Genomic DNA, 25,368 nt, shown 5'->3' with positions numbered 1-25,368 from the left:
TCTTTTTATGCCCCGCGCATCGCCTACTACGCTGACGACCGGTCTCGCAAGGGGGACACGACGCACGAAGGAACAAAGGCGGTGATATCACCACCCATCTTCGCAATTTGACGCACCAACGTCGCCGTAATGTGGCGCACCGAGGGGGAAGCTGGAAGGAAAACCGTTTTAATGGACGGCGCCAACGTTCCGTTCATTCCGGCCATTTGCATCTCGTAATCCAGGTCGGTTCCATCTCTGAGACCGCGAACGAGATAAGCCGCAGTTTGAGCGCGCGCAGCATCAACCACAAGATTGGAAAATGAAATCACTTCGATCCGCCGAGCTTCATCGACACCAAACTCTACCCCGGCAGCCTCGTGGATCAATTGAACGCGCTCTTCAAACGTAAAAAGCGGGGTTTTGCCGGGATGGATTCCAATCGCCACCACAACCCGGTCTGCAAGCGCAAGTGACTGCCCGAGAATGTCGATATGCCCATTTGTGATCGGATCAAATGACCCTGGATAAAGCGCAATACGTGTCATGGTTCTTCATTACTCCGGCATTCCACCTGCGGCAACCCGCCCACACCGCCTTAATGCGAAAACGGCGCGGTATGACCCGCGCCGAAATCCTAGACTGGAATTGAATACTGATCAGCTTTCGCCATCTGAAGGTGCGGCATCGGGTGCAGCACTGTCACCACCCTCGCCACCATCTTCAACAGCATCGACATCTTCTTCGTCATCAACTTCGCTAATGCCCTCGACGGCAACAACATTTTCGCCGTCAGCGGTCTTGAAGACGATCACACCCTGCGTGGCTCGACCAGCAATGCGGATGCCATCGACTGGACAGCGGATCAACTGGCCGCCATTGGTCACCAGCATGATCTGGTCGCTTTCTTCAACCGGGAAAGATGAAACCAACCCACCATTTCTCTCTGTCACTGCCATGGCGGTAATGCCTTTACCGCCACGACCAGTCACCCGGTATTCAAACGAAGATGTTCGCTTGCCATACCCATTTTCTGAAAGCGTCAGAATGATCTGCTCCGCTGCGCTCATTTCAGCGTAACGCTCTTGAGACAGCCCGGCGTCAACAGCACCGGTTTCATCAGAACCAGCATTTTCATCCGCCTCGCCGCGCAGTGCCCGGGACATCTTGAGGAAGGCTGTACGCTCTTCCGCTTCTGCATCCATGTGATGCAGGATCTGCATAGAGATGACCTTGTCGCCATCTGCTAGCCTGATCCCGCGTACACCAACAGAATTCCGGCCAGCGAATACTCGAACATCGCCGACTGGGAAGCGGATACACTGGCCCGCCGCCGTGGTCAGCATAACGTCGTCATGCTCAGAACAGGTCGCGACGTTGACGATGCCATCGCCATCCTCAAGCTTCATTGCAATCTTGCCGTTCCGGTTGATTTGCGTGAAGTCGGACAACTTGTTCCGGCGCACGGTACCACGCACCGTGGAGAACATAACATCGAGGTTCGCCCAGCTTTCTTCATCCTCGGGCAACGGCATGATGGACGAAATCTGTTCACCCTGTTCCAGCGGCAACATATTGATCAAGGCCTTGCCCCGAGAGATCGGTCCGCCAAGCGGCAAACGCCAGACTTTCATCTTGTAACAAATGCCGCGGGACGAGAAGAACAACACCGGCGTGTGCGTGTTGGCAACAAACAGACGGGTTACAAAATCCTCGTCTTTGGTCGCCATGCCAGAACGGCCCTTGCCACCACGACGTTGCGCGCGGTATGTCGCCAAGGGAACACGCTTGATATAGCCGTTGTGAGACACGGTCACAACCATGTCTTCTCGCTGGATCAGATCTTCATCATCAAAGTCTGCGCCACCATCAACGATCTCGGTCTTGCGCGGTGTCGCAAACTCTTCCTTGATCTCCAGCATTTCTCCACGAACGATGTCCTGAATGCGGGCACGCGATCGGAGGATATCGAGGAAGTCAGAGATCTCAGCGCCGATCTTGCTCAACTCGTCTGCGATCTCATCGCGGCCGAGAGCTGTGAGGCGCTGCAGGCGCAGATCAAGGATCGCGCGGGCCTGTTCTTCAGACAGCTTGTAAGTGCCGTCTTCCTGAACCATATGGCGCGGATCATCGATTAGGCGGATAAGTGGCTCAACATCCCGCGCAGGCCAATCGCGCTCCATCAACTGGGCACGCGCAGTTGCAGGGTCTGGTGCCGTACGAATGAGGTGGATGACCTCATCAATATTGGCCACTGCGATACCCAAGCCAACCAAGATATGCGCACGATCACGCGCTTTCTTCAAAAGGAATTTTGTTCTTCTTTGAACAACTTCCTCACGGAAGCTAATAAATGCCTTTAGGATATCTGGGAGATTGAGTTGCTCCGGCTTGCCACCGTTCAGCGCCACCATATTGCAGCCAAAGGAGGTCTGCAATTGCGAGTAGCGATAGAGCTGGTTTAGCACCACATCCGGCACAGCATCGCGTTTCAACTCGATCACGACGCGCATACCAGAGCGGTCACTTTCGTCCCTAATATCGGAGATGCCTTCAATCCGCTTGTCGCGGACCGCTTCGGCGATCTTTTCGATCATCGAGGACTTGTTCACCTGATACGGAATTTCCGAGACGATCAGCGCATTGCGGTCCTTGCGGATCTCCTCCACATCCACCTTGCTGCGCATGACAACGGAGCCGCGACCACTTTCATAGGCAGAGCGAATACCGGACCGCCCGAGAATGATACCGCCTGTTGGGAAATCAGGACCAGGAACGATGTCCATCAACTCAGCAACCGTCATCGCCGGATTTACCATGACGGCAATCGCAGCGTCGATCACTTCGCCCAGATTGTGCGGCGGGATGTTCGTCGCCATACCAACCGCAATACCACCGGCCCCATTGACCAAAAGGTTCGGGAACTTGGCAGGCAGAACAACCGGCTCACTCTCGGAGTTATCGTAGTTTTCCTGAAAGTCGACCGTGTCCTTATCGATGTCATCAAGAAGCTTGTGCGCAACCTTCTCTAGACGACATTCGGTGTAACGCATCGCGGCAGCGCGATCGCCATCAATTGACCCGAAATTGCCCTGCCCATCGATCAACGGAAGGCGCAGCGAAAAGTTCTGCGCCATACGCACGAGCGCATCGTAAATCGCACTATCACCATGCGGGTGGTATTTACCCATAACGTCACCGACCACACGGGCCGACTTACGATAAGGCTTGTTCCACTCATAGCCGTTTTCATTCATCGAATAGAGAATGCGGCGGTGCACAGGTTTCAACCCATCGCGCACATCCGGAAGAGCACGGCTCACGATCACGCTCATGGCATAATCGAGATAACTGCTCTTCATTTCATCTACGATTGAAATGGGCTTGATATCGGACGGAACACCGCCCGGCGGGGTGCTGTTTTCCTGATCGGTCAAGGAGACGACTCATTTTTTGTTCTAGCTGCCGCCATTTATAGCCGATTTACAGCTTCCAGCCAAATTTGAAGCCCAAATAAAGAAGAGAGATTACTCACTAATTTCAATGAGTTAAAAAAGAAAAACGCAAGCACTTGAGTAGTTCACAGAGGAATTGTTTCGCCAAACCTCAAAATGCCTTTAAAACCCGACGAGAAGCGAAAAACAGCGGGGGCTGACGAAGCATGTTTGACTACTACATAAACGCGTTTGCGACCTTGTTCGTCACCATTGATCCAGTGGGTCTGGCGCCCATGTTTTTGGCACTGACTGCCGGCATGTCCCAAATTGACCGCAAGCGGGTTGCCATCCGCGCAACACTGACCGGGGGCATTATTCTCGGTGTGTTCTACCTGACCGGTCCAACATTCCTCGATGTCTTGGGAATTTCGGTCTCTGCATTCAGAATTGCCGGCGGAATTCTGCTTTTTCTGATTGCCGTAGAAATGGTGTTCGGTAAGCGTCAGGCCCGCAAAACCGAGACCGCCGAAAAGATGGCCGAGACTGCCGAAGAACAGCACCGCTCGATACAAGAGCTGGCCGTATTCCCACTCGCCATTCCATTGATTGCGGGACCTGCTGCCATTTCTGCCATCATCCTCTTGTCTGGCGAAGCCCCTGACACCATCACCTATGCTGGACTGGGACTGGTGATCTTCACCGTCGTCATTTCGTGCCTTGGTTCGTTTTTGCTCGCGGACAAGATCGAACGCCGTCTCGGTGATACGGCACAGCTGATCATCACACGTCTCCTCGGCGTTATCCTGGCTGCCCTGTCGGTTCAGTTCGTTGCGGATGGTGTATTGGCGCTGTTAGCTGGCTAATTCAGAAGGTCACTTCAAGTTCAGCCGATACATCTCTTCAGCCATCCCGTGCTTGCTGTCACGGGCACGAATGAACACGTGATCCACTTCACTCGGGATCACGACGCCAGACAGAGACCGGGTAAAGGGCTGTTCGTTCACGTGCGGATGGGCCAGCACACGTTTGCCGAGAAGAGTTCCGTCAGGCGCGACGACCTGCCAAAGGTCCGCATAGTGGTCCCAGCCAGTATCCGCGTGCTTGAGGGTGACGGCAAATCGCCAAGTCTCTCCTGTTTCACGAGCTTCTGCTCCAACTATTTCAACATTTCCAGCTTGGCTGACCGCACCAAGAAGCATCAAAAACACACCAGCAATCACATTCAATACAAACCATCTCATTGTGTCACTCCAAAAAGCTATTCTGAATACTTTGAACGTAGCGTCGCAGAAACAAAAATCACATCAGCGTCACCAATGGCATGAGCGTGGATATCACCATTTGCCATCATCTGTTCTCGCGAGCCATACTTTGTGGACCGGAGGACTGGCATGACCATGAAAGAGCGAAAACAACAACTCTTGAAACTGAAACAGGACCTTCAGAACCTGCGAGAGATCTCTGAAGACGCGAGGGCACCAGTCATGCTGGACCAACAATCCGTCGGTCGACTGTCCCGTATGGACGCCCTTCAAGGTCAGGCCATGGCTCAAGCTTCCGAGAGACAACGACAACTGAACCTACAACGGATCGAGAATGCATTGCACCGGCTGGAAACCGGGGACTATGGGTTTTGTGTGGAGTGCGACGAACCGATCCCCGAAAAACGGTTGGATATTGACCCTGCTGCAACGCATTGCGTTCATTGTGCGGGTCTCTGGGTCCAACCGCTTCAGACGTAGGACCGCAAACTTTTCAGAAATGTGCTAACCCGCGACACCATTTCATCAATCGGAAAAGCTGCAAGACTTTCTTCGCTCCAGCCATCCGCTGGAAGCAGTTCCGAGGTCAAGTGTGATAGCCCTAGCAAATGGTCGTCTGACAACGGCAAAGAGCTAGCCGCGTCCAGTATTGCAAGGTGTTCGTGAACCCGCCGCAAAACGGAGAGAGCCTCGCCCATACGGTGTGTGAGTGCCTCGTCGTCTCGCCAGCTTCGGCCCTGAAAGAGCTCCTGCGTGACACGTTGTCCGGCTCCATGGCAGGTGTAAGTGATACAGCCCTTGAAACCAAGCTCCGAGCGTTGATCAAACACGTTGCATTGCCCGGATTTTGAGAGGTTCGGGCAAACTTCGCCTGCCTCTTTGTCGATTGCGAAAGACTCCGATTGATCAAACGCAAACACCACACAGCACAGAGCAGCGCAAGACGAACAATCCGGTTTCAGGTCAGGAAACTCTGTCATGCTGCGATCACCGCCAGATACTGCCCTCACCGGCCTAATGACTCAGTTGTCTTGAATGAGACGCTTTCCGAAACTTAGAACTTGGTCTTCAGTGTATCCGGCAGCTTGGTAATAGGCGATGGCCTTGTTGTTATCAGCGCGAACCTGAAAATTGATTTTTGGGCATCCAAGTTTCATCAGAGCGGTTTCACCGTAATCCAGCATTGCCCTTGCGTGTCCCTGCCCCTGAAACTCTGGCAACACCGCAAAATAGTAAAGCCATCCGCGATGGCCATCATATCCGAACATGGCGGACGCCATTACCTTGCCGTCCATTTCACCGAGAAAAACAACTCTGGTTGGAAAGAAACCTTGCGCTCAATATCAAGACGCGCGTTGTTCCAAGGTCGCGTCAATCCACACGCGCCCCAGAGCTGAACAACAGCATCCGTATCTTGGGAACTAAACGTCCGAATTCTCATTACTCGATTGCAGGTCCTGAAATGTAGATTAACAGAACGTATAGATTGCCATCCGACGAAATCAAACCAGTCTAGTTTTGAGCGCTTGCTCAACAAAACCCTAGTTCAGTATCCGCGTCGCAACATACCAGTCATCCACTATATCCATAGTTTCAAAAATCCGAATATAGCCATGCTGTACCAATAGGCCATGAATCTTTTCTCGGTCATCTGTGAAGTTGTGTTCACATGTGATTACATCAAATGAATACCTATCGAAATCAAAGTTCGACAAGATTTCGAACTCGGACCCCTCTGTATCCAGGGATAAGTATTCGATATGTTCTGGTGCATTGTGCGCCTGCAGCAGATCCAAAAGCGATATCGTTTCTACTTCGTAGCTTGTTCCACCAGACTGCCTAAACCGGGAATTGTCCCCCTGACTGGAAAACTGATCTAATGTGGAGAGTTCTCCGACAGCCGCTTCCTTGAACAGTATGCTCTGCCCAGTTTCCTTCCACACGCAGCGAGTATCAACATGCGATGTGCGGTTCGCTTTCAAATCGTTGTGCCATGTAAGTGCAGGCTCCGCCAAAATCCCCGACCATCCAAATTTTGTTTCGAGAAGATGTGTGTTTGAAAAATCTACACCGTTTGTAGCCCCAAATTCTACAAAATATCCGTTCCCCTTAAAATTGAGCTGACAAAGTACAAACAAGTCCTGCCGGAATTCTGATTGCGATACATCGAGCAGGTCAATACATTTCGACCGAAATTGCTCATCCACACATTTTAAAAAATGGATATCGGTAATCGCTTTTTTGTTTGCTTCAAGGTACTCAAGCTTAGAGGCTCGCGTAATACCTATTCCAAAATTATTGAGTGCACTCTTTAAAATGTCTTTCACTGACTAGCCTTGCAAATGTGAAATTTATTCTTTGCCTGCTGTTCGTTATAATTCAGGCCAAGTGATTTAAGGTCTAAATAGCTAAAGAAAAATAGCGATTCAACTGAATACCGTATTTTGTAAGTCATCTTGTCACTTTGTCACTCGCCCGCTTGCCTAGATACGCTGCCTCCAGGGCTCTGAGGGCTGGCGAATGGCCTTGTACCTGCACAGGGTCTTCCGCATCCCCCGGGTGGCACATCATCCAACATTCACTTTGTGACGGAACTATTTTGTCCAATGAAGTCAGAATATCTTCCGACTGGCGGACCGCTTCTTGCGGTCGCTCCAAGGGCAAAACGCCGGCAAAATAGTCATTGGTTTTCACCACTCTTCGTTTTGCCTCAACCAATTGGCGGCATCCAAGCCAATTGCGCACATACTCTTTGAAACCTTTCGGTGGCTCAAAAAGCCTGATCGCCCTCACGGGAATATTTTTGGAAGATGCAAACGCCATTACCTCTTGCGACAAGCTCGGATAGGCATGGCAATGTTCATGACCATCAATAAAATTCGGTTCAAGGCCAAACAGGTCCACAAACATATTGCACTGAGACTCAAGTGCTGCTCGAGTTCTAGCTCGCCCAAGGCCAAGAAAGCAAATATTGCTTTGTAAAGACGCTCTGCAAGGAGTGGCAGGACGTCACTTTCATTGAAAAGCGGAATGATAATCCCAACTCTCGACGTCATTCTTTGCCCTCACCCACATTCGCTTTAAAAATCCAAAATCGGCTCACCAGATAGTTCAAAAAGAACGAGGACACGATGGCAAGTGCCACGCAGATTTCCTGCTGCAAGCCGGTCAAACTTACAGCCTCGAATACGGCGACCCGAAACAGAAACACGACCAGAGTGTTGCCCAAGAATTGAGCCAATCGCTTGCGGCTGAATTGCGGTCCCGATTGGTCGGAAAAAGTCAGTTTCTGGTGAAAAACGTAGACAACGCTTCCACTTACGCACATCGCTACAGCAAAGGCCAAGAGCGACCCCTGGCCGAGCGCCAACATACCGCTGACGATGGGAAAATCGATAAGAGCACCAACCAGTGAGATCATTCCGAATATAACGATCCGTCTCACTGGTCACTCTCATTCAAAATTGGTGTTGGCTAGGGCGATAAGATCAATACGGCAGGACGTTTACTCCCACTCGATCGTTCCCGGGGGCTTGGACGTAATGTCATAGGTGACCCGGTTGATCCCCTTTACCTCGTTGATGATGCGCGTTGCCGTTTCACCGAGGAACTCGTGACTGAAGGGATAATAATCCGCCGTCATTCCATCAACGGATGTCACTGCACGAAGAGCACAGGCGTAGTCGTAAGTCCGTCCATCCCCCATGACACCGACCGTTCGAACAGGCAGGATCGCCACAAATGCCTGCCAAATCTCGTCGTAAAGGCCATGTCTTCGGATCTGGTCGATATAAACCGCATCTGCCTGCCGCAAAATATCCAGTTTGTCGCGCGTGATTTCACCCGGGCACCTGATCGCAAGACCGGGCCCAGGGAACGGGTGACGACCGATAAAGTGTTTTGGCAAACCAAGCTCCACACCCAATCGGCGTACTTCGTCCTTGAACAGCTCACGAAGTGGCTCAACCAGCTTCAGGCCCATCTTTTCTGGCAGGCCGCCAACATTGTGGTGCGACTTGATGGTCACCGAAGGACCACCGGAAAAACTGACACTTTCGATCACATCAGGATAAAGCGTGCCCTGCGCAAGGAACTCTGCACCGTCAATTTCATTGGCATGCTTCTGGAATACATCAATGAAGAGACGCCCGATGGTTTTCCGTTTTTCCTCCGGATCGGACACACCTTCCAGCGCTCCTAGGAACAGGTCCTGTTCATCGGCGTGGATCAGCTGCATATTGTAGTGATCCCGGAACATGGTCACAACTTCTTCGGCTTCACCCTGCCGCAAAAGACCATGATCAACGAAGACACACGTCAGCTGATCGCCAATCGCTTCGTGAATAAGGACAGCTGCAACAGAGCTGTCGACACCGCCGGAAAGTCCACAGATGACCTTCTTGTCGCCCACCTGTTCGCGGATCTTTTCAATCGCTTCTTCGCGATAAGCGCCCATAGTCCAGTCGCGCTTGCAGCCTGCCAGATCGATGAAATTTTCGTAAATCCGGCGACCATTTGGCGTGTGATGGACTTCAGGGTGGAATTGAACCGCGTAGAAATTCCGAGCAGCATCCCCGGTGATCGCAAATGGCGCATTTGGAGAGGTGCCATAAACCTCAAAACCGGAAGCAATCGCGCTGACATGGTCACCGTGGCTCATCCACACCTGCTCTCGTCCCTCAGAGAACCAACCTTCGAGCAACGGAAGGCTTTCAGCCCCCGGGCTCACATAGGCACGCCCGAACTCGGCTGTCTTGTGACCACTTTCGACTTGGCCGCCCAACATGTGCATCATCACCTGCTGGCCATAACAAATTCCGAGAACCGGAATGCCCGTTTCGAAGATGGAATACGGTGGGCGCGGCGAGCCCTCATCCGTTACAGAGGCTGGTCCGCCAGACAAAATAATCGCCTTGGGCGCATATTCCGCCAAAAAGCCGTCTGTCACGTTTTGGAAAGGGTGGATCTCACAATACACATTGAGTTCGCGCAGCCGGCGAGCAATCAACTGAGTAACCTGTGAGCCGAAGTCGATGATGAGAATGCGGTCTGTCATGGCGAGCTTCTATATTGTCCGGACAGGAATTTGAAGCCGGAAAATTCATTTCTGACATACCCAAAGCAAGTCTGGTGTGCCATTTTTGATGCGATCGATGTGCCTCTACCCACAGCTCTCTTTGATCTACCCCTTCAATCGATTGTACCTTTTGACGAAAGCTTCCTAAATTAGAGGTGTTCAAAAGATGGGGTTTGTTCGATTCGACACCCCGGAACACCGCCCATGGCGAAACGTGTGCCGAGTAGGAGCAGGTCATGGATCCAGAAGCGCGTTCATATTATGAAAAGGCGCAGGCCCTCGAAAAAGAGGGCAAGACGGATGCTGCGCTGGCTGCTTACCTGAGCGCTCTTGAACGTGATCCGGAAGACCTCGATATTTCCTATAAGGCGGCAACGTCACTCTTGCGGACGGGGCATCTCGATGAAGCTGCGTCCCAGTTTCGCCGCATCGTATTTATCGCCCCAGATCATATAAGTGCCCGCACAAATCTTGGAAATTGCCAACTTCTGCTTGGTGATCATGAGAATGCGGAAGCCAACTTTCAGCAGGTTTTGGAAACCACCCCGGACAACAACAATGCCTTGTTCGGATTGGGCTGCGTGCGCATGAAGCTAGGCAAGACCGAGGAGGCGCGCGAACCAGCGGAGCACTTGTTGCAACTGCTGCCAGAAAGTGTCGAAGCGCTGACCCTTTATGCCGAAACCCGCGCACGAGACCTGCAATCTTCTTCTGCGGGTGCAGCCTTTAGGAAGGCGCTTTCGATTGATGACCGGTACACACCAGCCTTGCTTGGTCTTTCAGAACTTCTGACCCGGTCAAACAGGTCCAAGGAAGCGGTGATCCTTGCTCAGCGCGCGGTCGATATGGACGCCAGCAATCCACTCGGCTATCGGATCCTCGGCGACGCTTATCAATTCACTGGTGAAAACGACAAGGCATATTACGCGTTTGAAAAGGCCCGCTCACGGGCGCCGAAAGACATCGACATCATTCTGCGATTGAGTGCACTCCAGCGGAAACGGAAAAACGTCGATGAAGCCTTGGCTCTGGCGCGTGAGGGATACCGCCTAAAACCGGACAATAAGGCTGTTGTAAGCGCAATCGGCACAGCATTGACAGCGCTTGGCCTTCGCTCCGTGGGGCGCGATGTTCTGAAATATGCAGCTGAAGGAAGACCCATCGCCGAGGATTCTCTCAACCGCATTGACGCCTTTTTGCAAAATCGCAGCAGGCAGCCGAAAGAAGAGACTGTTGCCCCACTTTCAGATGGCAAAGACTCCGATACCGGCCCCGAAACCGAAGAGCAGTCTCCGACCAATCAGGACGTTTAGGCACTTCCCTCAGGCGCGTCTTTCCAGCAGTGCACAAAAGAAACCGTCTGTGTCCGTTGAGCCCGGTGTCAGCAGAATATCACCGCGATCATTTATATATGTTGGCGCTTTTTTGCCTGGATAGGCCGCCGTCCAAGCCTCTGCAGCTGAAACCGATTGAAACTCCGGCTGCTGTCGCAAAAACCAGTCAATCTGGTCCGTATTTTCTTCCGGCAACACAGAGCAGGTCACGTAAACCAGACGTCCACCCGGTTTTACATATTGTGCAGCCCGCCCGAGAACACTTCGTTGATCCTCTATCCGGTCCTGGACAGCCTTTTCAGTCAAACGCCATTTGGAATCCGGACGACGACGCCAGACACCGGTTCCCGTGCAAGGCGCATCTGTGAAGACAAGGTCCATGGAACCTTCGAGATCCGTCAAATTGGTTGCGGCAGGATCGCGAACCTGAACATTGCGGACCCCTGCCCGCTGTAAACGCTCGTGGATCGGTGCCAACCGCAGACGGTCCGCATCAAAGGCATAGATCTGCCCTTTGTTCTGCATGGCGCCGGCCATCGCCAGCGTTTTGCCCCCGCCACCAGCGCAAAAATCCAGAACCTGAGCGCCCGGCTTGGCACCCGACAAAGCAGCCACGATTTGGCTGGCTTCATCCTGCAGTTCAAACCAGCCCTTCCTGTAGCCTTCTTCAGCCTGAACATGCGGCATTCTGAGAGCACCCGGCTTCGGCACAATTCGCAAACCTGTTTCCGCCACATCACAAGCCGCCGCATCAACATGAGATAGCTTGTCGAGCAACTTCTCACGATTTGACTTTAGGAGGTTGGCGCGAAGATCGACTGGCGCCCGGGTTGCCAGCGCCTTGCCTTCTGCAACAGCCTTGTCACCAAAACAGGTCACAAAACTCGGCCAAAGCCATTCCGGCACATCGGCGGCAGCATGAGCGGCTATGTTTGACGTAGCCTGACCAGAAAAAAGGCCTTTTTCTTGGTCAGACAGTGGCTCTGGCGCATGCCGGTCAGTTTCCAGAACCGTATCCAACTGCTCCATACCTTTGCCCCAAACCAGAGCATAAACTCCAAGCACCAGATGCCTGTTCGTCGTGCTTCGCAACCGGGCTGAAAGGCTGGCCTTGTGCCGAAGAACATCGAACACAAGATTGCCAATAGCAGTACGATCCCCGGAACCGGCAAAACGATGCTGGTTCCCCCAGTCCTTTAAGGCAACCTGCGCCGGGCGATGACGGTTTTCAATCTCGTCAAGAACTTCAATCGCTGCTGCGAGACGTCCGCCGTCTTTCATATATATCTCCCGGCGCAAGCCTTATCGCTTACGCCAATTTTGTTTTAGAGGCTGGATGGGTAATTCGGGCTTTCGCGCGTGATTGTTACATCATGCGCATGACTTTCGCGAAGACCGGCTCCTGAAATCCGCACAAACCGAGCTTTTTCCTGATAATCCTCGATGGTTTTGCCGCCAACATAACCCATGGCCGCCCGAAGACCACCGGCCAGCTGATGAAGCACGCTGGAAAGCGCGCCCTTATAGGGAACCTGACCCTCAATCCCCTCTGGAACAAGTTTGAGGCTGTCACGAACTTCCGCCTGAAAGTAGCGGTCGGCAGAGCCGCGCGCCATCGCACCTACGGACCCCATTCCGCGATAGGATTTATAAGACCGACCCTGATGAAGATAAACTTCCCCCGGGCTTTCCTCCGTTCCTGCCAAAAGAGAGCCAACCATGACAGTTGATGCTCCGGCTGCAACGGCCTTTGCAAGGTCGCCGGAATATTTGATGCCGCCATCAGCGACGACCGGAACACCCTGCTTGCTGGCCTCTTCCACGGATTCCATGATCGCAGTCAACTGCGGTACGCCCACACCGGCGACAATCCGAGTTGTACAGATGGAGCCAGGTCCAATACCCACCTTCACGGAATCCGCTCCAGCGTCAATCAAGGCTTTTGTGGCTTCGGCTGTGGCAACATTTCCAGCCAAAACTTGAGTGGAGTTGGACGCCTTTTTGACCTTCGACACCATTTCCAACACGCGAGCCGAATGACCATGCGCGGTATCAACAACCAGAAGGTCTACACCTGCGTCGATCAACCGCTCGGCCCGCTCAAAGCCTTCATCGCCAACACTTGTTGCAGCAGCTGCGCGCAAGCGGCCCTGATCATCTTTTGATGCATTCGGGTTGAGCTGCGCCTTCTCGATATCCTTGACGGTGATCAGACCAATGCAATTTTGGTCCTTGTCTACAACAAGCAGCTTTTCAATGCGGTTTTGATGAAGCAGCCGCTTGGCTTCAGCCTGACTGACTGTCTCGCGAACCGTAACAAGGTTCTCGCGGGTCATTAGTTCGTAGACCTTTTGATCCGGATTGGAGGCAAAACGCACATCACGGTTGGTCAAAATGCCGACCAAACGGCCTGTATGCTGTCCTCCGGTTCCACCATTTTCGACAACCGGAACACCGGAAATGCCATAGTGTTTCATCAAGTCCAACGCATGTTGGAGGGTTGCGTCAGGCCCAATGACAAGCGGGTTGACCACCATGCCGGATTCAAACTTTTTTACCCGGCGGACTTCTTCAGCCTGCTGATCCAGCGAGAGATTTCGGTGAATGACACCGATCCCACCAGCCTGCGCCATGGCAATCGCCAGACGTCCCTCGGTAACGGTATCCATGGCTGACGATAGGATCGGAAGATTCAGTTCCATCTCGCGTGTCACACGAGACCGCAAGTCAACCTGACCCGGCATCACTTCCGAGTGGCCTGGAATCAGCAACACATCATCAAAGGTCAGTGCCTCTGATCCTGTCGATGGAACGAAAAAGGAAGCCATTGCCAATTCCCCTTATGAAATAGCTGTATGAACGCAAGAACGGGATGATCTTGCAGTTCATTGAGTCGGTTCGGCTGTGCCGGAGAAGTTGGCGCGGGTCAATAACATGCAGGTGACAATATGAAAAGGCCTTGTCCGATAATCCACGGACAAGCACCCAATTATCTGATGAGTTATCTGAAGGCGCCCTAAGACCGCCCGCGAAACCCCTTGGCTATGACATAGAGCTCCGGGCTCTCTTTTCGGCTCGCAGGCGGTTTCACATGGGCAACGCTTTTGAAGTCCCGCTTCATTTCCGTCAATAGCTGGTTTTCTGTTCCACCACGAAAGACTTTGGCAAGAAACGATCCACCCGGCACCAGATTTTGCCGCGCAAAATCAACAGCCACCTCAAATAGGTGCGTTGTGCGCAAGTGATCCGTCTGACGGTGCCCAGTGGTTCGGGCCGCCATATCCGACAATACGAGATCCGGCAATCCACCGCCCAGAGCATTCATTAAAGCCTCTGGAGCATCATCATCCAGAAAGTCTTTCTTCAAAAACGCCAAACCGGGCAGGTAATCCATGTCGAGATAATCAATCCCGACCACCTTGGGTGCGTCTTCTGTTGACTTCACCTTGTCGACTGCGACCTGACACCATCCTCCCGGAGCCGCGCCAAGGTCTACAACGCGGTAGCCCGGCTTCAAAAGCCGGTGCTTTTCGTCAATCTCGAGCAACTTATAGGCCGCACGCGACCGATAGCCGTCGGCTTTTGCACGTCGGACATAGGGGTCATTGAGCTGCCGCTCCAGCCAACGCGTTGAGGATTCGCGGCGTCCGGCTGACGTTTTCACGCGCACATGGAGGCCGCGATCTCCGCTGCCTTTTTTTCCTCGGCTCATGATTTGCCTCTATTTGGGCCACCCCGGCGACGAAACCGACCCGGTTTTCGGGACCAGACGCCATCTGCAGCCATCAATTCTGTCAAGATGCCCTCGCGCAATCCGCGATCAGCCACCCGAAGTCGCGGACAGGTCCAGCGCCGCCGAATAGCTTCCAATATCGCGCAACCGGCCAGAACCAGATCAGCCCGATCACCGCCAATACAAGGGTTTTCTACGCGCTCCTCGTAAGACATATCGCGCAGTTGATCAATCATGGTCGAAACCTGCAGGTCCGTGAGCCAGGTTCCGTCCACGCGGCGGCGGTCATAACGCCGCAAACCCAAATGTACGCCCGCCAGCGTGGTGACTGTGCCTGAGGTGCCCAACATATGAACCTCGCTTTCGGCGATTGCGTCAGCAAGGTCTTCTGAAAGATTAAAATGCTGCAGATGGTCTGCCACATCATCGACCATCGCCTCGAACACTTCAGGCGTGACATGTACACCGCCATGGCGCTCGGACAGATTAACCACGCCCAAGGGCAGCGATGTCCACGACCGCACGAAGCGGGTCAACGCATAGCCACGTGCACCGCAACGGTTGCGAAGATCGAGCCAAACGATTTCTGAAGAGCCGCCACCAATATCGAAAAGGATCACACCCTTTGCGTTAGGGTCGACGAGGGACACGCAACCGGCAACAGCCAGCCGAGCTTCTGTTTCCCGATCAACCACTTCCAAGGCGAGACCGGTTTCCTTTTGAACTCGGGAGATAAACTCCATCCCATTTTCTGCAGCCCGGCAAGCTTCTGTTGCAATCAAACGTGATCGCATGACACCGCGCTCAGCGAGTTTTCGGTGGCAATTGGCCAGTGCATCGACGGCACGCTCCATCGCCTCTTCACCAAGGCGTTGGTTCTTTCCAATCCCCTCGCCCAGCCGAACAATGCGCGAATATGCATCTACAACCCGAAACCCGCGTTCCTCAGGACGAGCGATCAACAAGCGACAATTGTTCGTTCCAAGGTCAAGCGCCGCATAAAGCGGTGGCTGGTCTTCCCCCTCATTTGCACGACTGCGTCCATGACAATTGCCGTCATACCGTTCCCCCGAGCGCCTGACCTGTCCGTTTTCACCATGAACAGGTTTGTGTGAAGGCGCTGGTCCGGCTTGCCCTTCATGGGTCCTGATTTGCTCGGCATCCGAAGTTCCGACTAATTGATCGGATACGCCTATATTCCGTGCGGATTGAGGCGTGTTCGCGTTCGGATTTTCCGAGTGATTTTTTCCGGCGAGGTTCTTTCGACGACGTCGATTCCGACGACGCCCCGCCTTCAAACCCTTGGGAGAAATCTTGTCGGCCTGTGTGTCGGCTGAACTGTCTGTTGCGCCATCACCACCGCCAACCACTGACGGTTTTCTTGGCTCTGCGTGAGTGCCAGCATTCAGCGATTCGGCACCACTCTCGGACCGGTCACCTACATTGCGGTGCCGACGCTTCTTACGCGCAGACGGTTGCCTGCCGCTTTTTCCCTGTTGGTCCGCTTGAGAAACGGAATCAGAGCGTCCCGCAAGCTGCAATGCAATCTCTATTGAGGTGCCCTGCTGCTTTGCCTGCCCTTTCCCGTTTCTACGGCGTCTCCGCCGCTTTGACTTGTGTTTCTGCTGTCGCGCAGAACCATTTGCGGACTCGCCAGGGGCCCCACGCCCTTTTTCGGGCGGTTCCTGACCTGACTGTGTCACTTCTTGCCTTTCAGCGCGGGTCAGGCCATATCCCAAAAGGATCCCCGCCCTGATCAACGCGCTCGATCATCGTTGGGCAAACTGTAACAGCTTGCAGCAACTTGGCAAAGCGCAACATGCGCTGGGCAAGACAAAAGTTCTGCTGCACTGCGATCGCAACCTCGCTGGCATGAAAATTATTGCAGCAGACAGTTGCAATGCCGACAAAAACAGCTATACACGCTCACCGCCTCACCACCAAAGGCGAAGCATCTCAGCGCTCATTTTGACACCGAGACGCGCTGTATCTATTGGGGAATAGGTTAACGGTAGACCCGCAGACTCTGACTCTGTTAGTCCTGGTTCGAATCCAGGTTCCCCAGCCAACCGTTCTATATCATAGATATTCCTTCGTTCTTCTGGTTTTCCCCGTTGAGTTTTCAGCGACATACCCGCCCCTTTCGCGCGCAGAGACGTCAAAAATGTCGGCGAATATCACCCAGTTTGGCGAGTGTCTCTAAGGCCCGGTTTGCCGCTGACAGTTTGCAGAACCGCGCATCGTGCCAAGCTGTTGATTTCGTAGACTGTGCGTTTTCCGGATTTATATGGCTCCGACAAGCAGGCCCATTCACAAGAGGCCGATCACCCGCCGCTGCTCCTGCCAGTCCAGAGGCAGGGCATGTCGTTGAAGCCATTCCGATGTCAGGCCGACAGGCTGATGACCTTCCAGAACCTTGCGGACAAGATCGGGCGCAAGAAGTCCATGGTCCACCAGTTGCAACAACCTGCGTCTGGACAGTCCTTCCTTCTCGCAGATCTCCTCAAGTGGCGTCCCTGCGGTGATGGACTGACAAATGCGATGCCCCAAGGCAATATTGTGCACAAGGGTCGGGTCGACTGCCGTGGATTGTTCCCCGCCCACGACGAGTTTGGTTTCAACGCCGCGCTTTCGGATCTGGAAAGAGACATCAAACGTCAGCACATCCGGATTTAGGTGAACTGCCCTGCAGTCAAAAAAGCGGGCCACTGCAACCCCATCAAGAGCCAAACTGATTGTTCCGGGAGCGAGATCCCCTCTTCGAACCATTTGCAATATAAGGTTCGACGCCTTCGAACTTTGGCCTGTACTCACCATCTCCAGCAACTGATGCATATGGGCTATCAGCTCTGCCTGAGGTGTGGTCAGCAAAGATCCAGCTATGCCCTTACGCAGATGATCCTTGATTGCCCGTGCGATGGTTTCTTCAAGCTTTGGGGCAGACAGGCGCCAACCGGAACAAACAGGATGTCGGGTATTTGGTTGCGTTGGAGATTCAAGCTCAGAGTTATTACCTGCGACGAGGTTGAACTCGGCATTTCTGCTCCTGCCCGCCAAAAGACGGTTGGAGACATAATACCGATATATTCGCCCCTTTTTGTTCACATGATGCGGTGTCAATCGATCACCGGTTTCATCAAAGAGTTTCCCCATGATGGCGCCAGATCCGGTTGTTGCAGAAGACCCTTTGCCATTAAAGCCCAACTGTTCTCCTGCTGCCCCGCTTCGTTTTTGCTTTCGGCTTCGGCCTCTCTTTTTTCTTGCCTCACCCTGAAGCATGTCTTGCACCTTGGTCCACGTATCACGCTCAATGATCGCTTCGTGCTGCCCCTCATGCGTTTTGTCGCCATGGCGGATCAAACCTGCATAAACCGGATTGGACAGGATGTAATGAAGATGGGAACGGGCAAACCCGGTCTTTTCTTCAAGCACACCCTCCTTCCCGTTCTGCAATTGCGTGGTTTCCGTTTTGCGGTTCGCGGCAGGTCTTGTCAGGCCAAGCTCATCCGCTTTCGTCTGAACAGCATTGATGGACCCATGCTCGAGATAAAGATCAAAAAGGGAGCGAATGGTTTCTGCTTGTGCAGGGACAATTCGAAGCGAGCGCCCGTCCGGTCGGTATCCCAGCGGAACAGTCCCGCCCATCCAGAGCCCTTTCTTTTTTGACGCTGCAATCTTGTCCCGGATACGTTCAGCCGTCACCTCCCGCTCAAACTGGGCAAAGCTAAGCAGGACATTGAGGGTCAGCCGTCCCATGCTCGTTGATGTGTTAAACGACTGGGTAACAGACACAAAGGATGCCCCAGCCCCGTCCAGCCGCTCCACCAGTTTGGCAAAATCAGCCAATGAACGTGTCAAACGGTCAATCTTGTAGACAACAATCTGATCGACCTCGCCCTCCTCCACATCCCGCAGGAGCTGCCGGAGCGCCGGTCGCTCCAGCGTGCCCCCCGACACCCCGCCATCGTCATAGTGCTTTTTGATCAGCTCCCAGCCTTCATGTTTCTGGCTGGCGATATAGGAGGCGCAAGCCTCCCTTTGTGCATCCAGGGAATTAAACCCCTGTTCCAGACCTTCTTCAGAAGACTTGCGGGTATAGATGGCACATCGCACACGTCTCATATATTTCCGCCCGCCAATTGACCCGGTCCACCTGTCACAACAATGGTCATTTCTCTGGCGGTCACCCAGATGTCATCTTGATATGCCTGCTTCATCGACCCAGTCCAAAAAACCTCGGGCCAGACCAGTGGGCTCCGGTGATCTTGCGGGCTATGGCGCTCAAGGAACGGTAGGATCTGCCATCCATTTCAAACCCGTCCCGTGTCACAACAACCTGATAGGTGCACCCGTTCCATTCGCGGATCAAACTGGTCCCTTGCGCAAGAACCGGAGCGGTTGTGACCGCTCGGCGTTTGGTTCCGTTTGGAGAAGCTCCCTTGCCGTCGATCGGCCCACTCATCTCGGTCTCCAGGCCACCGTTTTTGCCGTCAAAGCCCATTTGAACTCCCCTTGAAGGGGCTTTTAAGGCCGATTTAAGCGCCCGCTTCAAAGCTGGTGACAAACCACCGAACCGGCGCACCTGTACCTCCCTTGCAAGGAGTTTTCTCATCAAAACCTGTGACATGTGCTTTGGAGCCTGATGCCCAAAGGTCCTGCGCCACAAGATCAGACACCCGGCCCGGTCCAGTTCCGCAATATGGTCAACCAGGCCCGTTGTTTCTGGTGAAGGTGTATGTTCGCAGCAAGTGGTCATTGGGTAGCTGCTCCGCCCGCAGACCCGGCGCAGGCAGGCTGCTCACCGTCCGAATAAACTCCCTCACCTGTCACAATGATATAGAGCGTCTCGCCGGACACGGATCGCCGTCGCTCGATCACATGACCCTGTCTCCTGAGTTTTGAAAGCGCGGCCCTAAGCGTATGCGGTTGCCAGCCGAACTTTTTGCAAAGTGTCACTGCCCGCACGCCCGAGCACCTGCCAAGCAATCCCAGCAACTCATCCTGCCGGGTTCGTTGTCGGCCTTGTTCTCGGTTTCTGCTCTTTCGAACATTCTCACCACCATGTGTACAATCACAGGGCAGCCTTGCTGCGACAGTCGTATATACCGCCGGGGGCTCAGCACCCGTCTCTTCAACAATGACTGATTCAATGCCTGCTGTGGTTTGGAGGTTTCCTTCAGCTTCGGCTTCTACGCTCCCGGCATCCCCCAGTGTGCCGCTAGTGCATTTTCCTCCACGGCGCAAAAACTTCGGCACGATCAGGGCCTCATCACCGGCCAACTCGTCCAGTACATCATCGATATCACGCATTCCTGCCTCCATAGCTGTGACCAGGAAAAATCAGGCCCCGGCACTGGAGGAAGCCTGCCACTTCCGGCAGGCACAGGAGGTTTATCAAGGCGCGGCATCAATCATGTTGCCTATACGCTCTTCGCAGAACCAAGCAATGCTCACATCACGGCACAAGTCCAGTCTCGTCGCTGCTCTTTCTGCGAAATCAATGCAGGCAAGGCCAAACTTACGAAGTTGGCCTTGAGCCGGAAAACGCAGCCTCCAGACGCAGGCTCCAGCTTGCGCGCCTCATCCTGAAGCATCTGCAATGAGCATGCTCACTTTCCTCGCGATCCAAATCCGCTCGAAGGCGCTCAATCTCAAGAACAAGCGTCAAAATAGCGAAACGGCTTTCAGCCTCATTCATCGACCATGCATACTGCGTGAGCAATATGGCCGCATAGGAAAGCCCTGCCCCATACCCCAGACGATATCGGGCAGACGATGAAGTTCCATGCTCGCTCACCCGAAACCGCTCATCACGATCAAGCCTCTGCGAAGTGGCAAATACATCCGACCAGGTTCGGACTTTGCCAGAATGACCCTGTTCGCCATGGTCTCGGTAAGCCCTTAAAAACATGCCGATCTCGTCTGCAGACGTGTGATCCGCAGATCCGCCAGAGCCTCGCCCGGAACGCCTGAGCATGTGACCAAACATGTCCGCCCCAACCACAGCATCGCGTAACGCGCGGCGATATCCTCGAATATACGACGTCAGATAAGTCATGATGAAAACGCCGCCAAACCAACACGGCAGACGAAGCTATGCAATCAATGAGAAGTAAAGTCGTTTTCGTCTGGGAAGATGTTTGGTGAGTGCTGAGCCCTTGCGCTGTTGATTGCCACTGAGAATTGACCCGGCATTGTCACCGAGATCTGACCCACCCGGTTGTTATGTTCTGCGCATCATGTTGGCGTCAATGCTGCTGTTTCCTTTCGTTTCTTTTTTGCCGTCTCGGAGCTGGCCTTGAAGCGATAGCTGTCATTGCCGGTTTCCAGAATGTGGCAGCGGTGGTGAGGCGATCGAGCAGCGCGGTGGTCATCTTGGCTTCGCCGAACACGCTGGCCCATTCACTGAAGCTCAAGTTCGTGGTGATGATGACGCTGCTGCGCTCGTAGAGTTTGCTCAGAAGATGGAAGAGCAAGGCCCCACCAGAGGCGCTGAACGGCAGGTATCCGAGCTCATCCAGGATCACCAAGTCAGTTTTCACCAGCGCCTCTGCGATCTTGCCAGCCTTGCCCTGGGCCTTTTCCTGCTCCAGAGCGTTGACCAGTTCGACCGTTGAGAAGAAACGCACGCGCTTGCGATGATGTTCGATAGCCTGGATACCGAGGGCCGTCGCAACATGCGATTTCCCTGTGCCAGGCCCCCCGATCAGCACCACATTCTCGGCTCCATCCAGGAATTCGCATCGATAGAGCTGGCGAACCAAAGCTTCACGCATTTCACTGGCCGCGAAGTCGAAGGTGGACAAATCCTTGTAGGCCGGAAAGCGGGCGACCTTCATGTGATAGGCGATCGAGCGCACCTCACGCTCGGCCATTTCGGCCTTGAGCAGCTGCGACAGGATCGGTATGGCAGCCTCGAATGCGGGTGAACCTTGCTCATGCAGGTCCTGCACGGCCTGCACCATCCCTGACATCTTCAGGCTGCGCAACATGATGATGAGGGCTGCACCTGCGGGGTCATGACGCATGACGGGTTCCTTTCTGGGTGCGAAGCCCGTCGTAGCGCGCGACATTGGCCTCGGGCTCCTTACTCAGCGACAGGGCCGCTGGAGGGTTCACATCCGGCTGGTTGGTCGGTTTGCCATCCAGAAGTCTGTGGAGCAGGTTCAGGACATGGGTCTTGGTGGGAACGCCCGCCTCCAGCGCCAATTCCACGGCGCACAGTACGGCTTGCTCATCATGGTGCAGCACCAAGGACAGGATATCGACCATTTCGCGGTCCCCGCCAGGCTGGCGTAGCATCTTCGCCTGTAACATGCGGAAGGGTTAGGGCATTTCCACGAAGGGGGCGCCATTGCGCAGCGCCCCAGGTTTGCGCTGCACCGCCGCCAGATAATGGCGCCAGTCATAGACAACGCGCCCCGGTTGGCGGTGCAACCGGTCGATGATGCGCTCATGCGTGCAAATCACGTGCCCCTCGGCAACGACCACCAGCCGCTCAGGGTAAATGCGCAGGCTGACGGGGCGGTTCGCAAAGCTGGCGGGCACAGAATAACGGGTGCGATCAAAGCTGATCAGGCAGGTCGGCGAGACGCGCTTTCTTTCCTCGACAAAGCCATCGAACATTGTGGGGAGCGACATCAGCGCAGGCTTCTCAGCCTCCCACACATCGGCGATGCTGCCAGGCAACGTGCCATGCGCCGTCTCAGCCCACAGCAGTTTGCAGCGCTCTTCCAGCCAAGCATTCAGCGCATCCAGATCCGGAAAGGCCGGCATCAGCTGCCACATCCGATGGCGCGCATCGCGCACATTCTTCTCGACCTGCCCCTTCTCCCAGCCTGCCGCCGGATTGCAGAACTCGGGATCGAAGACATAATGGCTGGTCATCGCCGTGAACCGCGCATTCACATCGCGCTCCTTGCCTATTCCGACCTTGTCGACGGCGGTCTTCATATTGTCGTAGATACCGCGACCGGGGATGCCTTCGAAGACGCGGAAGGCATGCCAATGGGCATCGAACAACATCTCATGCGTTTGCAGCAGATAGGCCCGAACCAGAAAGGCGCGGCTGTGCGACAGCTTGATATGCGCGACCTGCAGCTTGATCCGCTCGCCACCGACATAGGCCCAGTCCTCGCTCCAGTCGAACTGGAACGCTTCGCCTGGTGCGAACACCAGCGGCACGAAAGTTCCACGATCCGTCGTGTGATGCGCCCGCTGCCGTTCGCCTTTCCATTCCCGAACAAAGGCCGCAACGCGCTTGTAGGAACCGTCATATCCCAGCATCACCAGATCGGCATGCATCAGCTTCGCCGTCCGGCGTTCTTTGCGTGATTTGCGCTGATCCGATACAAGCCAGGCTGTGAGCTGCTTGGCATATGGGTCGAGCTTGCTGGGACGATCCGGCGTCTGAAACGCGGGTTCAACAAACCCCTCCCGAAGATACTTCTTGATCGTGTTGCGCGACACGCCGGTCCGCCGCGCGATCTCGCGAATGGGCATCTTGTCGCGCAGCGCCCATTTCCGGATAACTCTCAAAAATCCCATGTCTAACACTCCTGTAGCCCCCAGCTGCTTCGCGCCAGGGCAAGGTTGCACATGGGTCAATTCTCAGTGGCAATCAACAGTCAGGCGCCTTGGCGTCGAATATCTTCGTCCGATGCCACTCCAGGAAGACCCGATGCTTTTCGGTCAGATCGACTGGCCGATCATAATGGAGTCGCGCACGCGCCTGCTCGCTGAGGTTCTCCGAAAAGACAGGGGTCCCGTCATCGCCGAAGGTCACCAGACCGCCATCGAATACGGCATCCCAAAGAGCCGACAGAAGCAGGCCGTTGTGGACATCCAGACGCTCTGCATCGTTTTCACAGTCGCGCCATGGCTTGATGTGGGAGGCACGGAGAAGAGGTTTGTCGGCAATTCCGGTCAAGGGACAGCGCCCCTGCCAGTATTGCAACAGTCGCTCACGAAAAATGTTCTGGCCGACACGCTGGGCGACGAGCCGCTCCGCTTCTGTCGTCCTGGGCAGGGTTTCTGTAAGGTGCAGGAATTCCTGAAGTGGTGCGTCGGGAAGGCTAGCGGCAAGCTCGTAAACTCTTGGCATCACGTCATAAAGCTGTGCCAGCGAGGCAAACCGGAACCGTGCGAGGCCTGGTCCTGCGGCATCGGACGCCTCAATCCCGATCTCTGCGATGACCCCGGCATGATCCAGGGCGAGGAGCCACGGACCGGAAGTGTGCCGAGCGAGCCAGATTGACCCCTGCGCGGTCGTCGAACTGTACCGCTGCCAGCCCTTGGTTTCGCCATGGGGGCGCCTGAAGCCATTCTGGTAGGTGACCTTATCGCATTCCTGGCGGGTCACGAAGGATTGGGGCGTCTCGATCATTCCCTCATGCCTTCTCGTTCCAGAGCTTCTGGGCGGAGATGCCCATCGCGGTTTCCACGGCATTCGCGGTTCTCGTGACCGCGTAGAGGTTCAGGTCCTCGAAGGCACCCTTGTAATTCGACAGGTAGCTTTCGCTCCTCGGCTCAAGCCCGTTGCGCTTCGCCACCAGGTAGGCCGCCATTTCAGCCTCCACTTCCATCAGCGCGTGAGGCGTGTGGCTCCGGTCGGGAACGCGTCGTCCGATGTCCGCACCAAGATGGCCGAGATACAGGTGCGCCAGTTCGTGGGCGACAGTCACGAAACGCGTCGGTGCGGCATGATTCCGGTTGTAGGCCAGCTGGTAGAAATTTTTACCCTTGTCGTTCTTCGCGCGGGCGAGCAGCCGGATCCAGCCTGCCTGACTGTCTCCTGCGTCCAGCGGAACGAGATCGATCTTCTCCTTGCTGACGGCCCGCATGAATTCGGCGAAGCGGGTGTCGCTCAGATTGCCGAAGGTCGGAAAAGAGAACGCTTCGACCGGCAGGTCCTTGCCTTCGGTATCCTGCACGTCGAACACGAAATCGACCGGCCCCTTCATGCGCAGCACCAAGAGAGGTCGTGCGCCCTTTTTCGGCACCCGACCGAACCTGTGCCACCAGTCATGCGCGCTTGCCGCGTGCGTCAGGCCGGGCTTCTGGATGTGCAGTAACATCGCATTGAATGGTGCGAACTCGCGGAGGTTGATGGTGAAGGCGAACAGCTCCTGGATCGCCTCGCTGCTGTCATAGAGCTTCGTCGCCGCGATCAGCTGGTCGATCAGGGCGCGCTCGGACTCGGTTCGCGTGCCGGTTCCGTCGAACAGGTCCTTCTGCGCGTCGGGCGACGCGGGCGGTGTCAGCAGTGCGTCGAGGTCGAACTTTGGGGGGTAGTCGACGAATGTCTCATCGTCGACCTGCGGGTTGAAACCGCTGATCTCGCCCTTTCGGGCCTGCTCGACGAACAGATCGAAATAGGGGCGAAAGCGCCGCTCCTGCTCGGGCGTCATGCCACCCTCGCGCATCAGCGCGAGGATAGACTCGGCGTCCGGCGTCCAGTCGAAGCGCGAGTCGAAAATCGACTGGACCGCGCCGCGGATGAAGTCGGCCACCCGACTGTTGACGACGGGGTCGATGACCGCCATCG

Annotated in this window: 21 protein-coding genes, 1 tRNA gene and 3 pseudogenes; 4 read left to right on the top strand and 21 right to left on the bottom strand. The window is 54.7% G+C overall.

Going from position 1 to position 25,368, the window contains the following annotated elements:
• Positions 1-26: 26 nt before the first annotated feature.
• Positions 27-527, bottom strand: a complete 501-nt coding sequence (gene coaD / locus TRICHSKD4_RS25750; RefSeq protein WP_009760224.1) for a pantetheine-phosphate adenylyltransferase — start codon at positions 525-527, stop codon at positions 27-29.
• Positions 528-638: 111 nt separating this feature from the next.
• The gene (gene gyrA / locus TRICHSKD4_RS25745; RefSeq protein WP_009760223.1) at positions 639-3,416 is read right to left on the bottom strand and encodes a DNA gyrase subunit A; all 2,778 of its coding nucleotides are present in this window, start codon (positions 3,414-3,416) and stop codon (positions 639-641) included.
• A 224-nt stretch (positions 3,417-3,640) separates the two neighbouring features.
• Here gyrA and TRICHSKD4_RS25740 point away from each other — a divergent pair, with 224 nt between their 5' ends.
• Complete coding sequence (locus tag TRICHSKD4_RS25740; protein ID WP_009760222.1) at positions 3,641-4,279, top strand: MarC family protein; 639 nt, start codon at positions 3,641-3,643, stop codon at positions 4,277-4,279.
• 9 nt (positions 4,280-4,288) lie between these two features.
• On the opposite strand, the gene TRICHSKD4_RS25735 is transcribed toward TRICHSKD4_RS25740, so the two are convergent.
• Positions 4,289-4,657, bottom strand: coding sequence for a hypothetical protein (locus TRICHSKD4_RS25735; RefSeq protein ID WP_009760221.1), 369 nt, complete (start codon positions 4,655-4,657; stop codon positions 4,289-4,291).
• Positions 4,658-4,807: 150 nt separating this feature from the next.
• Here TRICHSKD4_RS25735 and TRICHSKD4_RS25730 point away from each other — a divergent pair, with 150 nt between their 5' ends.
• Positions 4,808-5,158 carry a TraR/DksA C4-type zinc finger protein gene (locus tag TRICHSKD4_RS25730; RefSeq protein ID WP_009760220.1) on the top strand — a complete coding sequence of 117 codons (351 nt, stop codon included), beginning with the start codon at positions 4,808-4,810 and terminating at the stop codon, positions 5,156-5,158.
• Here TRICHSKD4_RS25730 and TRICHSKD4_RS25725 read toward each other — a convergent pair.
• The 6 genes and pseudogenes from TRICHSKD4_RS25725 to guaA all read right to left on the bottom strand — a co-directional run bounded on the left by TRICHSKD4_RS25725 (position 5,149) and on the right by guaA (position 9,734).
• Positions 5,149-5,658: a hypothetical protein gene (locus TRICHSKD4_RS25725; RefSeq protein WP_040617421.1), complete on the bottom strand. Its 510-nt coding sequence runs from the start codon at positions 5,656-5,658 to the stop codon at positions 5,149-5,151. The genes TRICHSKD4_RS25730 and TRICHSKD4_RS25725 overlap by 10 nt on opposite strands.
• Positions 5,659-5,700: 42 nt before the next feature.
• A pseudogene (locus tag TRICHSKD4_RS31400) lies at positions 5,701-5,979 on the bottom strand (GNAT family N-acetyltransferase); the annotation flags it as partial.
• Positions 5,980-6,219: 240 nt separating this feature from the next.
• The gene (locus TRICHSKD4_RS25715; RefSeq protein WP_009760215.1) at positions 6,220-7,005 is read right to left on the bottom strand and encodes an FkbM family methyltransferase; all 786 of its coding nucleotides are present in this window, start codon (positions 7,003-7,005) and stop codon (positions 6,220-6,222) included.
• A gap of 124 nt (positions 7,006-7,129) precedes the next feature.
• Positions 7,130-7,648 carry a ChbG/HpnK family deacetylase gene (locus TRICHSKD4_RS25710; protein ID WP_256377434.1) on the bottom strand — a complete coding sequence of 173 codons (519 nt, stop codon included), beginning with the start codon at positions 7,646-7,648 and terminating at the stop codon, positions 7,130-7,132.
• Between the two features lie 82 nt (positions 7,649-7,730).
• Entirely contained in the window at positions 7,731-8,123 is a 393-nt protein-coding gene (locus TRICHSKD4_RS25700) for a GtrA family protein (protein ID WP_139052277.1), read from the bottom strand.
• Positions 8,124-8,183: 60 nt separating this feature from the next.
• Complete coding sequence (gene guaA, locus TRICHSKD4_RS25695; protein ID WP_009760210.1) at positions 8,184-9,734, bottom strand: glutamine-hydrolyzing GMP synthase; 1,551 nt, start codon at positions 9,732-9,734, stop codon at positions 8,184-8,186.
• 257 nt (positions 9,735-9,991) lie between these two features.
• Between guaA and TRICHSKD4_RS25690 the strand changes: the two genes are divergently transcribed.
• Complete coding sequence (locus tag TRICHSKD4_RS25690; RefSeq protein ID WP_009760208.1) at positions 9,992-11,068, top strand: tetratricopeptide repeat protein; 1,077 nt, start codon at positions 9,992-9,994, stop codon at positions 11,066-11,068.
• Positions 11,069-11,077: 9 nt separating this feature from the next.
• Here TRICHSKD4_RS25690 and TRICHSKD4_RS25685 read toward each other — a convergent pair whose 3' ends face one another.
• The 4 genes from TRICHSKD4_RS25685 to TRICHSKD4_RS25670 form a co-directional block, all read right to left on the bottom strand.
• On the bottom strand, positions 11,078-12,370 hold the full coding sequence (locus tag TRICHSKD4_RS25685) for an RsmB/NOP family class I SAM-dependent RNA methyltransferase (protein ID WP_009760207.1): 1,293 nt from the start codon (positions 12,368-12,370) through the stop codon (positions 11,078-11,080).
• Between the two features lie 44 nt (positions 12,371-12,414).
• On the bottom strand, positions 12,415-13,917 hold the full coding sequence (guaB, locus tag TRICHSKD4_RS25680) for an IMP dehydrogenase (protein ID WP_009760206.1): 1,503 nt from the start codon (positions 13,915-13,917) through the stop codon (positions 12,415-12,417).
• Positions 13,918-14,105: 188 nt separating this feature from the next.
• Complete coding sequence (locus TRICHSKD4_RS25675) at positions 14,106-14,801, bottom strand: RlmE family RNA methyltransferase (protein ID WP_009760205.1); 696 nt, start codon at positions 14,799-14,801, stop codon at positions 14,106-14,108.
• Positions 14,798-16,363 carry a Ppx/GppA phosphatase family protein gene (locus TRICHSKD4_RS25670; protein ID WP_009760204.1) on the bottom strand — a complete coding sequence of 522 codons (1,566 nt, stop codon included), beginning with the start codon at positions 16,361-16,363 and terminating at the stop codon, positions 14,798-14,800. Before TRICHSKD4_RS25670 ends, TRICHSKD4_RS25675 begins: the two co-directional genes overlap by 4 nt.
• Positions 16,364-16,816: 453 nt before the next feature.
• On the opposite strand from TRICHSKD4_RS25670, the gene TRICHSKD4_RS25665 reads away from it, so the two are divergent.
• Positions 16,817-16,890: transfer RNA gene (locus tag TRICHSKD4_RS25665), tRNA-Gln, on the top strand.
• Positions 16,891-17,132: 242 nt separating this feature from the next.
• Here TRICHSKD4_RS25665 and TRICHSKD4_RS25660 read toward each other — a convergent pair.
• The 8 genes and pseudogenes from TRICHSKD4_RS25660 to TRICHSKD4_RS25625 all read right to left on the bottom strand — a co-directional run bounded on the left by TRICHSKD4_RS25660 (position 17,133) and on the right by TRICHSKD4_RS25625 (position 25,366).
• Positions 17,133-18,944 carry a recombinase family protein gene (locus TRICHSKD4_RS25660; protein WP_009760201.1) on the bottom strand — a complete coding sequence of 604 codons (1,812 nt, stop codon included), beginning with the start codon at positions 18,942-18,944 and terminating at the stop codon, positions 17,133-17,135.
• A gap of 91 nt (positions 18,945-19,035) precedes the next feature.
• On the bottom strand, positions 19,036-19,578 hold the full coding sequence (locus tag TRICHSKD4_RS25655) for a DUF2924 domain-containing protein (protein ID WP_009760200.1): 543 nt from the start codon (positions 19,576-19,578) through the stop codon (positions 19,036-19,038).
• Positions 19,575-20,132 carry a DUF3489 domain-containing protein gene (locus tag TRICHSKD4_RS28645; protein WP_009760199.1) on the bottom strand — a complete coding sequence of 186 codons (558 nt, stop codon included), beginning with the start codon at positions 20,130-20,132 and terminating at the stop codon, positions 19,575-19,577. Before TRICHSKD4_RS28645 ends, TRICHSKD4_RS25655 begins: the two co-directional genes overlap by 4 nt.
• Before the next feature lie 208 nt (positions 20,133-20,340).
• Positions 20,341-20,880, bottom strand: coding sequence for a hypothetical protein (locus TRICHSKD4_RS25645; RefSeq protein ID WP_040617419.1), 540 nt, complete (start codon positions 20,878-20,880; stop codon positions 20,341-20,343).
• 179 nt (positions 20,881-21,059) lie between these two features.
• Positions 21,060-21,850 (bottom strand): annotated as a pseudogene (gene istB / locus TRICHSKD4_RS25640) (IS21-like element helper ATPase IstB).
• A pseudogene (istA, locus tag TRICHSKD4_RS25635) lies at positions 21,840-23,369 on the bottom strand (IS21 family transposase). Before istA ends, istB begins: the two co-directional pseudogenes overlap by 11 nt.
• A 73-nt stretch (positions 23,370-23,442) precedes the next feature.
• Positions 23,443-24,207, bottom strand: a complete 765-nt coding sequence (locus TRICHSKD4_RS25630) for an HNH endonuclease (RefSeq protein WP_009760193.1) — start codon at positions 24,205-24,207, stop codon at positions 23,443-23,445.
• A gap of 4 nt (positions 24,208-24,211) precedes the next feature.
• Complete coding sequence (locus TRICHSKD4_RS25625) at positions 24,212-25,366, bottom strand: ImmA/IrrE family metallo-endopeptidase (RefSeq protein WP_009760192.1); 1,155 nt, start codon at positions 25,364-25,366, stop codon at positions 24,212-24,214.
• Positions 25,367-25,368 lie beyond the last annotated feature (2 nt).

The organism is Roseibium sp. TrichSKD4, assembly GCF_000148725.1.
Taxonomy (GTDB): Bacteria; Pseudomonadota; Alphaproteobacteria; order Rhizobiales; family Stappiaceae; genus Roseibium.
This window is presented reverse-complemented; position numbering and strand designations above follow the sequence as displayed.

Excerpts from the sequence above, each read along its gene's own strand:
- coaD (WP_009760224.1), bottom strand. The coding sequence starts at position 527 with ATGACACGTATTGCGCTTTATCCAGGGTCATTTGATCCGATCACAAAT.
- TRICHSKD4_RS25740 (WP_009760222.1), top strand. The coding sequence starts at position 3,641 with ATGTTTGACTACTACATAAACGCGTTTGCGACCTTGTTCGTCACCATT.
- TRICHSKD4_RS25735 (WP_009760221.1), bottom strand. The coding sequence starts at position 4,657 with ATGAGATGGTTTGTATTGAATGTGATTGCTGGTGTGTTTTTGATGCTT.
- TRICHSKD4_RS25730 (WP_009760220.1), top strand. The coding sequence starts at position 4,808 with ATGACCATGAAAGAGCGAAAACAACAACTCTTGAAACTGAAACAGGAC.
- TRICHSKD4_RS25725 (WP_040617421.1), bottom strand. The coding sequence starts at position 5,658 with ATGACAGAGTTTCCTGACCTGAAACCGGATTGTTCGTCTTGCGCTGCT.
- guaA (WP_009760210.1), bottom strand. The coding sequence starts at position 9,734 with ATGACAGACCGCATTCTCATCATCGACTTCGGCTCACAGGTTACTCAG.
- TRICHSKD4_RS25690 (WP_009760208.1), top strand. The coding sequence starts at position 9,992 with ATGGATCCAGAAGCGCGTTCATATTATGAAAAGGCGCAGGCCCTCGAA.
- TRICHSKD4_RS25685 (WP_009760207.1), bottom strand. The coding sequence starts at position 12,370 with ATGAAAGACGGCGGACGTCTCGCAGCAGCGATTGAAGTTCTTGACGAG.
- guaB (WP_009760206.1), bottom strand. The coding sequence starts at position 13,917 with ATGGCTTCCTTTTTCGTTCCATCGACAGGATCAGAGGCACTGACCTTT.
- TRICHSKD4_RS25675 (WP_009760205.1), bottom strand. The coding sequence starts at position 14,801 with ATGAGCCGAGGAAAAAAAGGCAGCGGAGATCGCGGCCTCCATGTGCGC.
- TRICHSKD4_RS25660 (WP_009760201.1), bottom strand. The coding sequence starts at position 18,944 with ATGAGACGTGTGCGATGTGCCATCTATACCCGCAAGTCTTCTGAAGAA.
- TRICHSKD4_RS25655 (WP_009760200.1), bottom strand. The coding sequence starts at position 19,578 with ATGACCACTTGCTGCGAACATACACCTTCACCAGAAACAACGGGCCTG.
- TRICHSKD4_RS28645 (WP_009760199.1), bottom strand. The coding sequence starts at position 20,132 with ATGCGTGATATCGATGATGTACTGGACGAGTTGGCCGGTGATGAGGCC.
- TRICHSKD4_RS25645 (WP_040617419.1), bottom strand. The coding sequence starts at position 20,880 with ATGACTTATCTGACGTCGTATATTCGAGGATATCGCCGCGCGTTACGC.
- TRICHSKD4_RS25630 (WP_009760193.1), bottom strand. The coding sequence starts at position 24,207 with ATGATCGAGACGCCCCAATCCTTCGTGACCCGCCAGGAATGCGATAAG.
- TRICHSKD4_RS25625 (WP_009760192.1), bottom strand. The coding sequence starts at position 25,366 with ATGGCGGTCATCGACCCCGTCGTCAACAGTCGGGTGGCCGACTTCATC.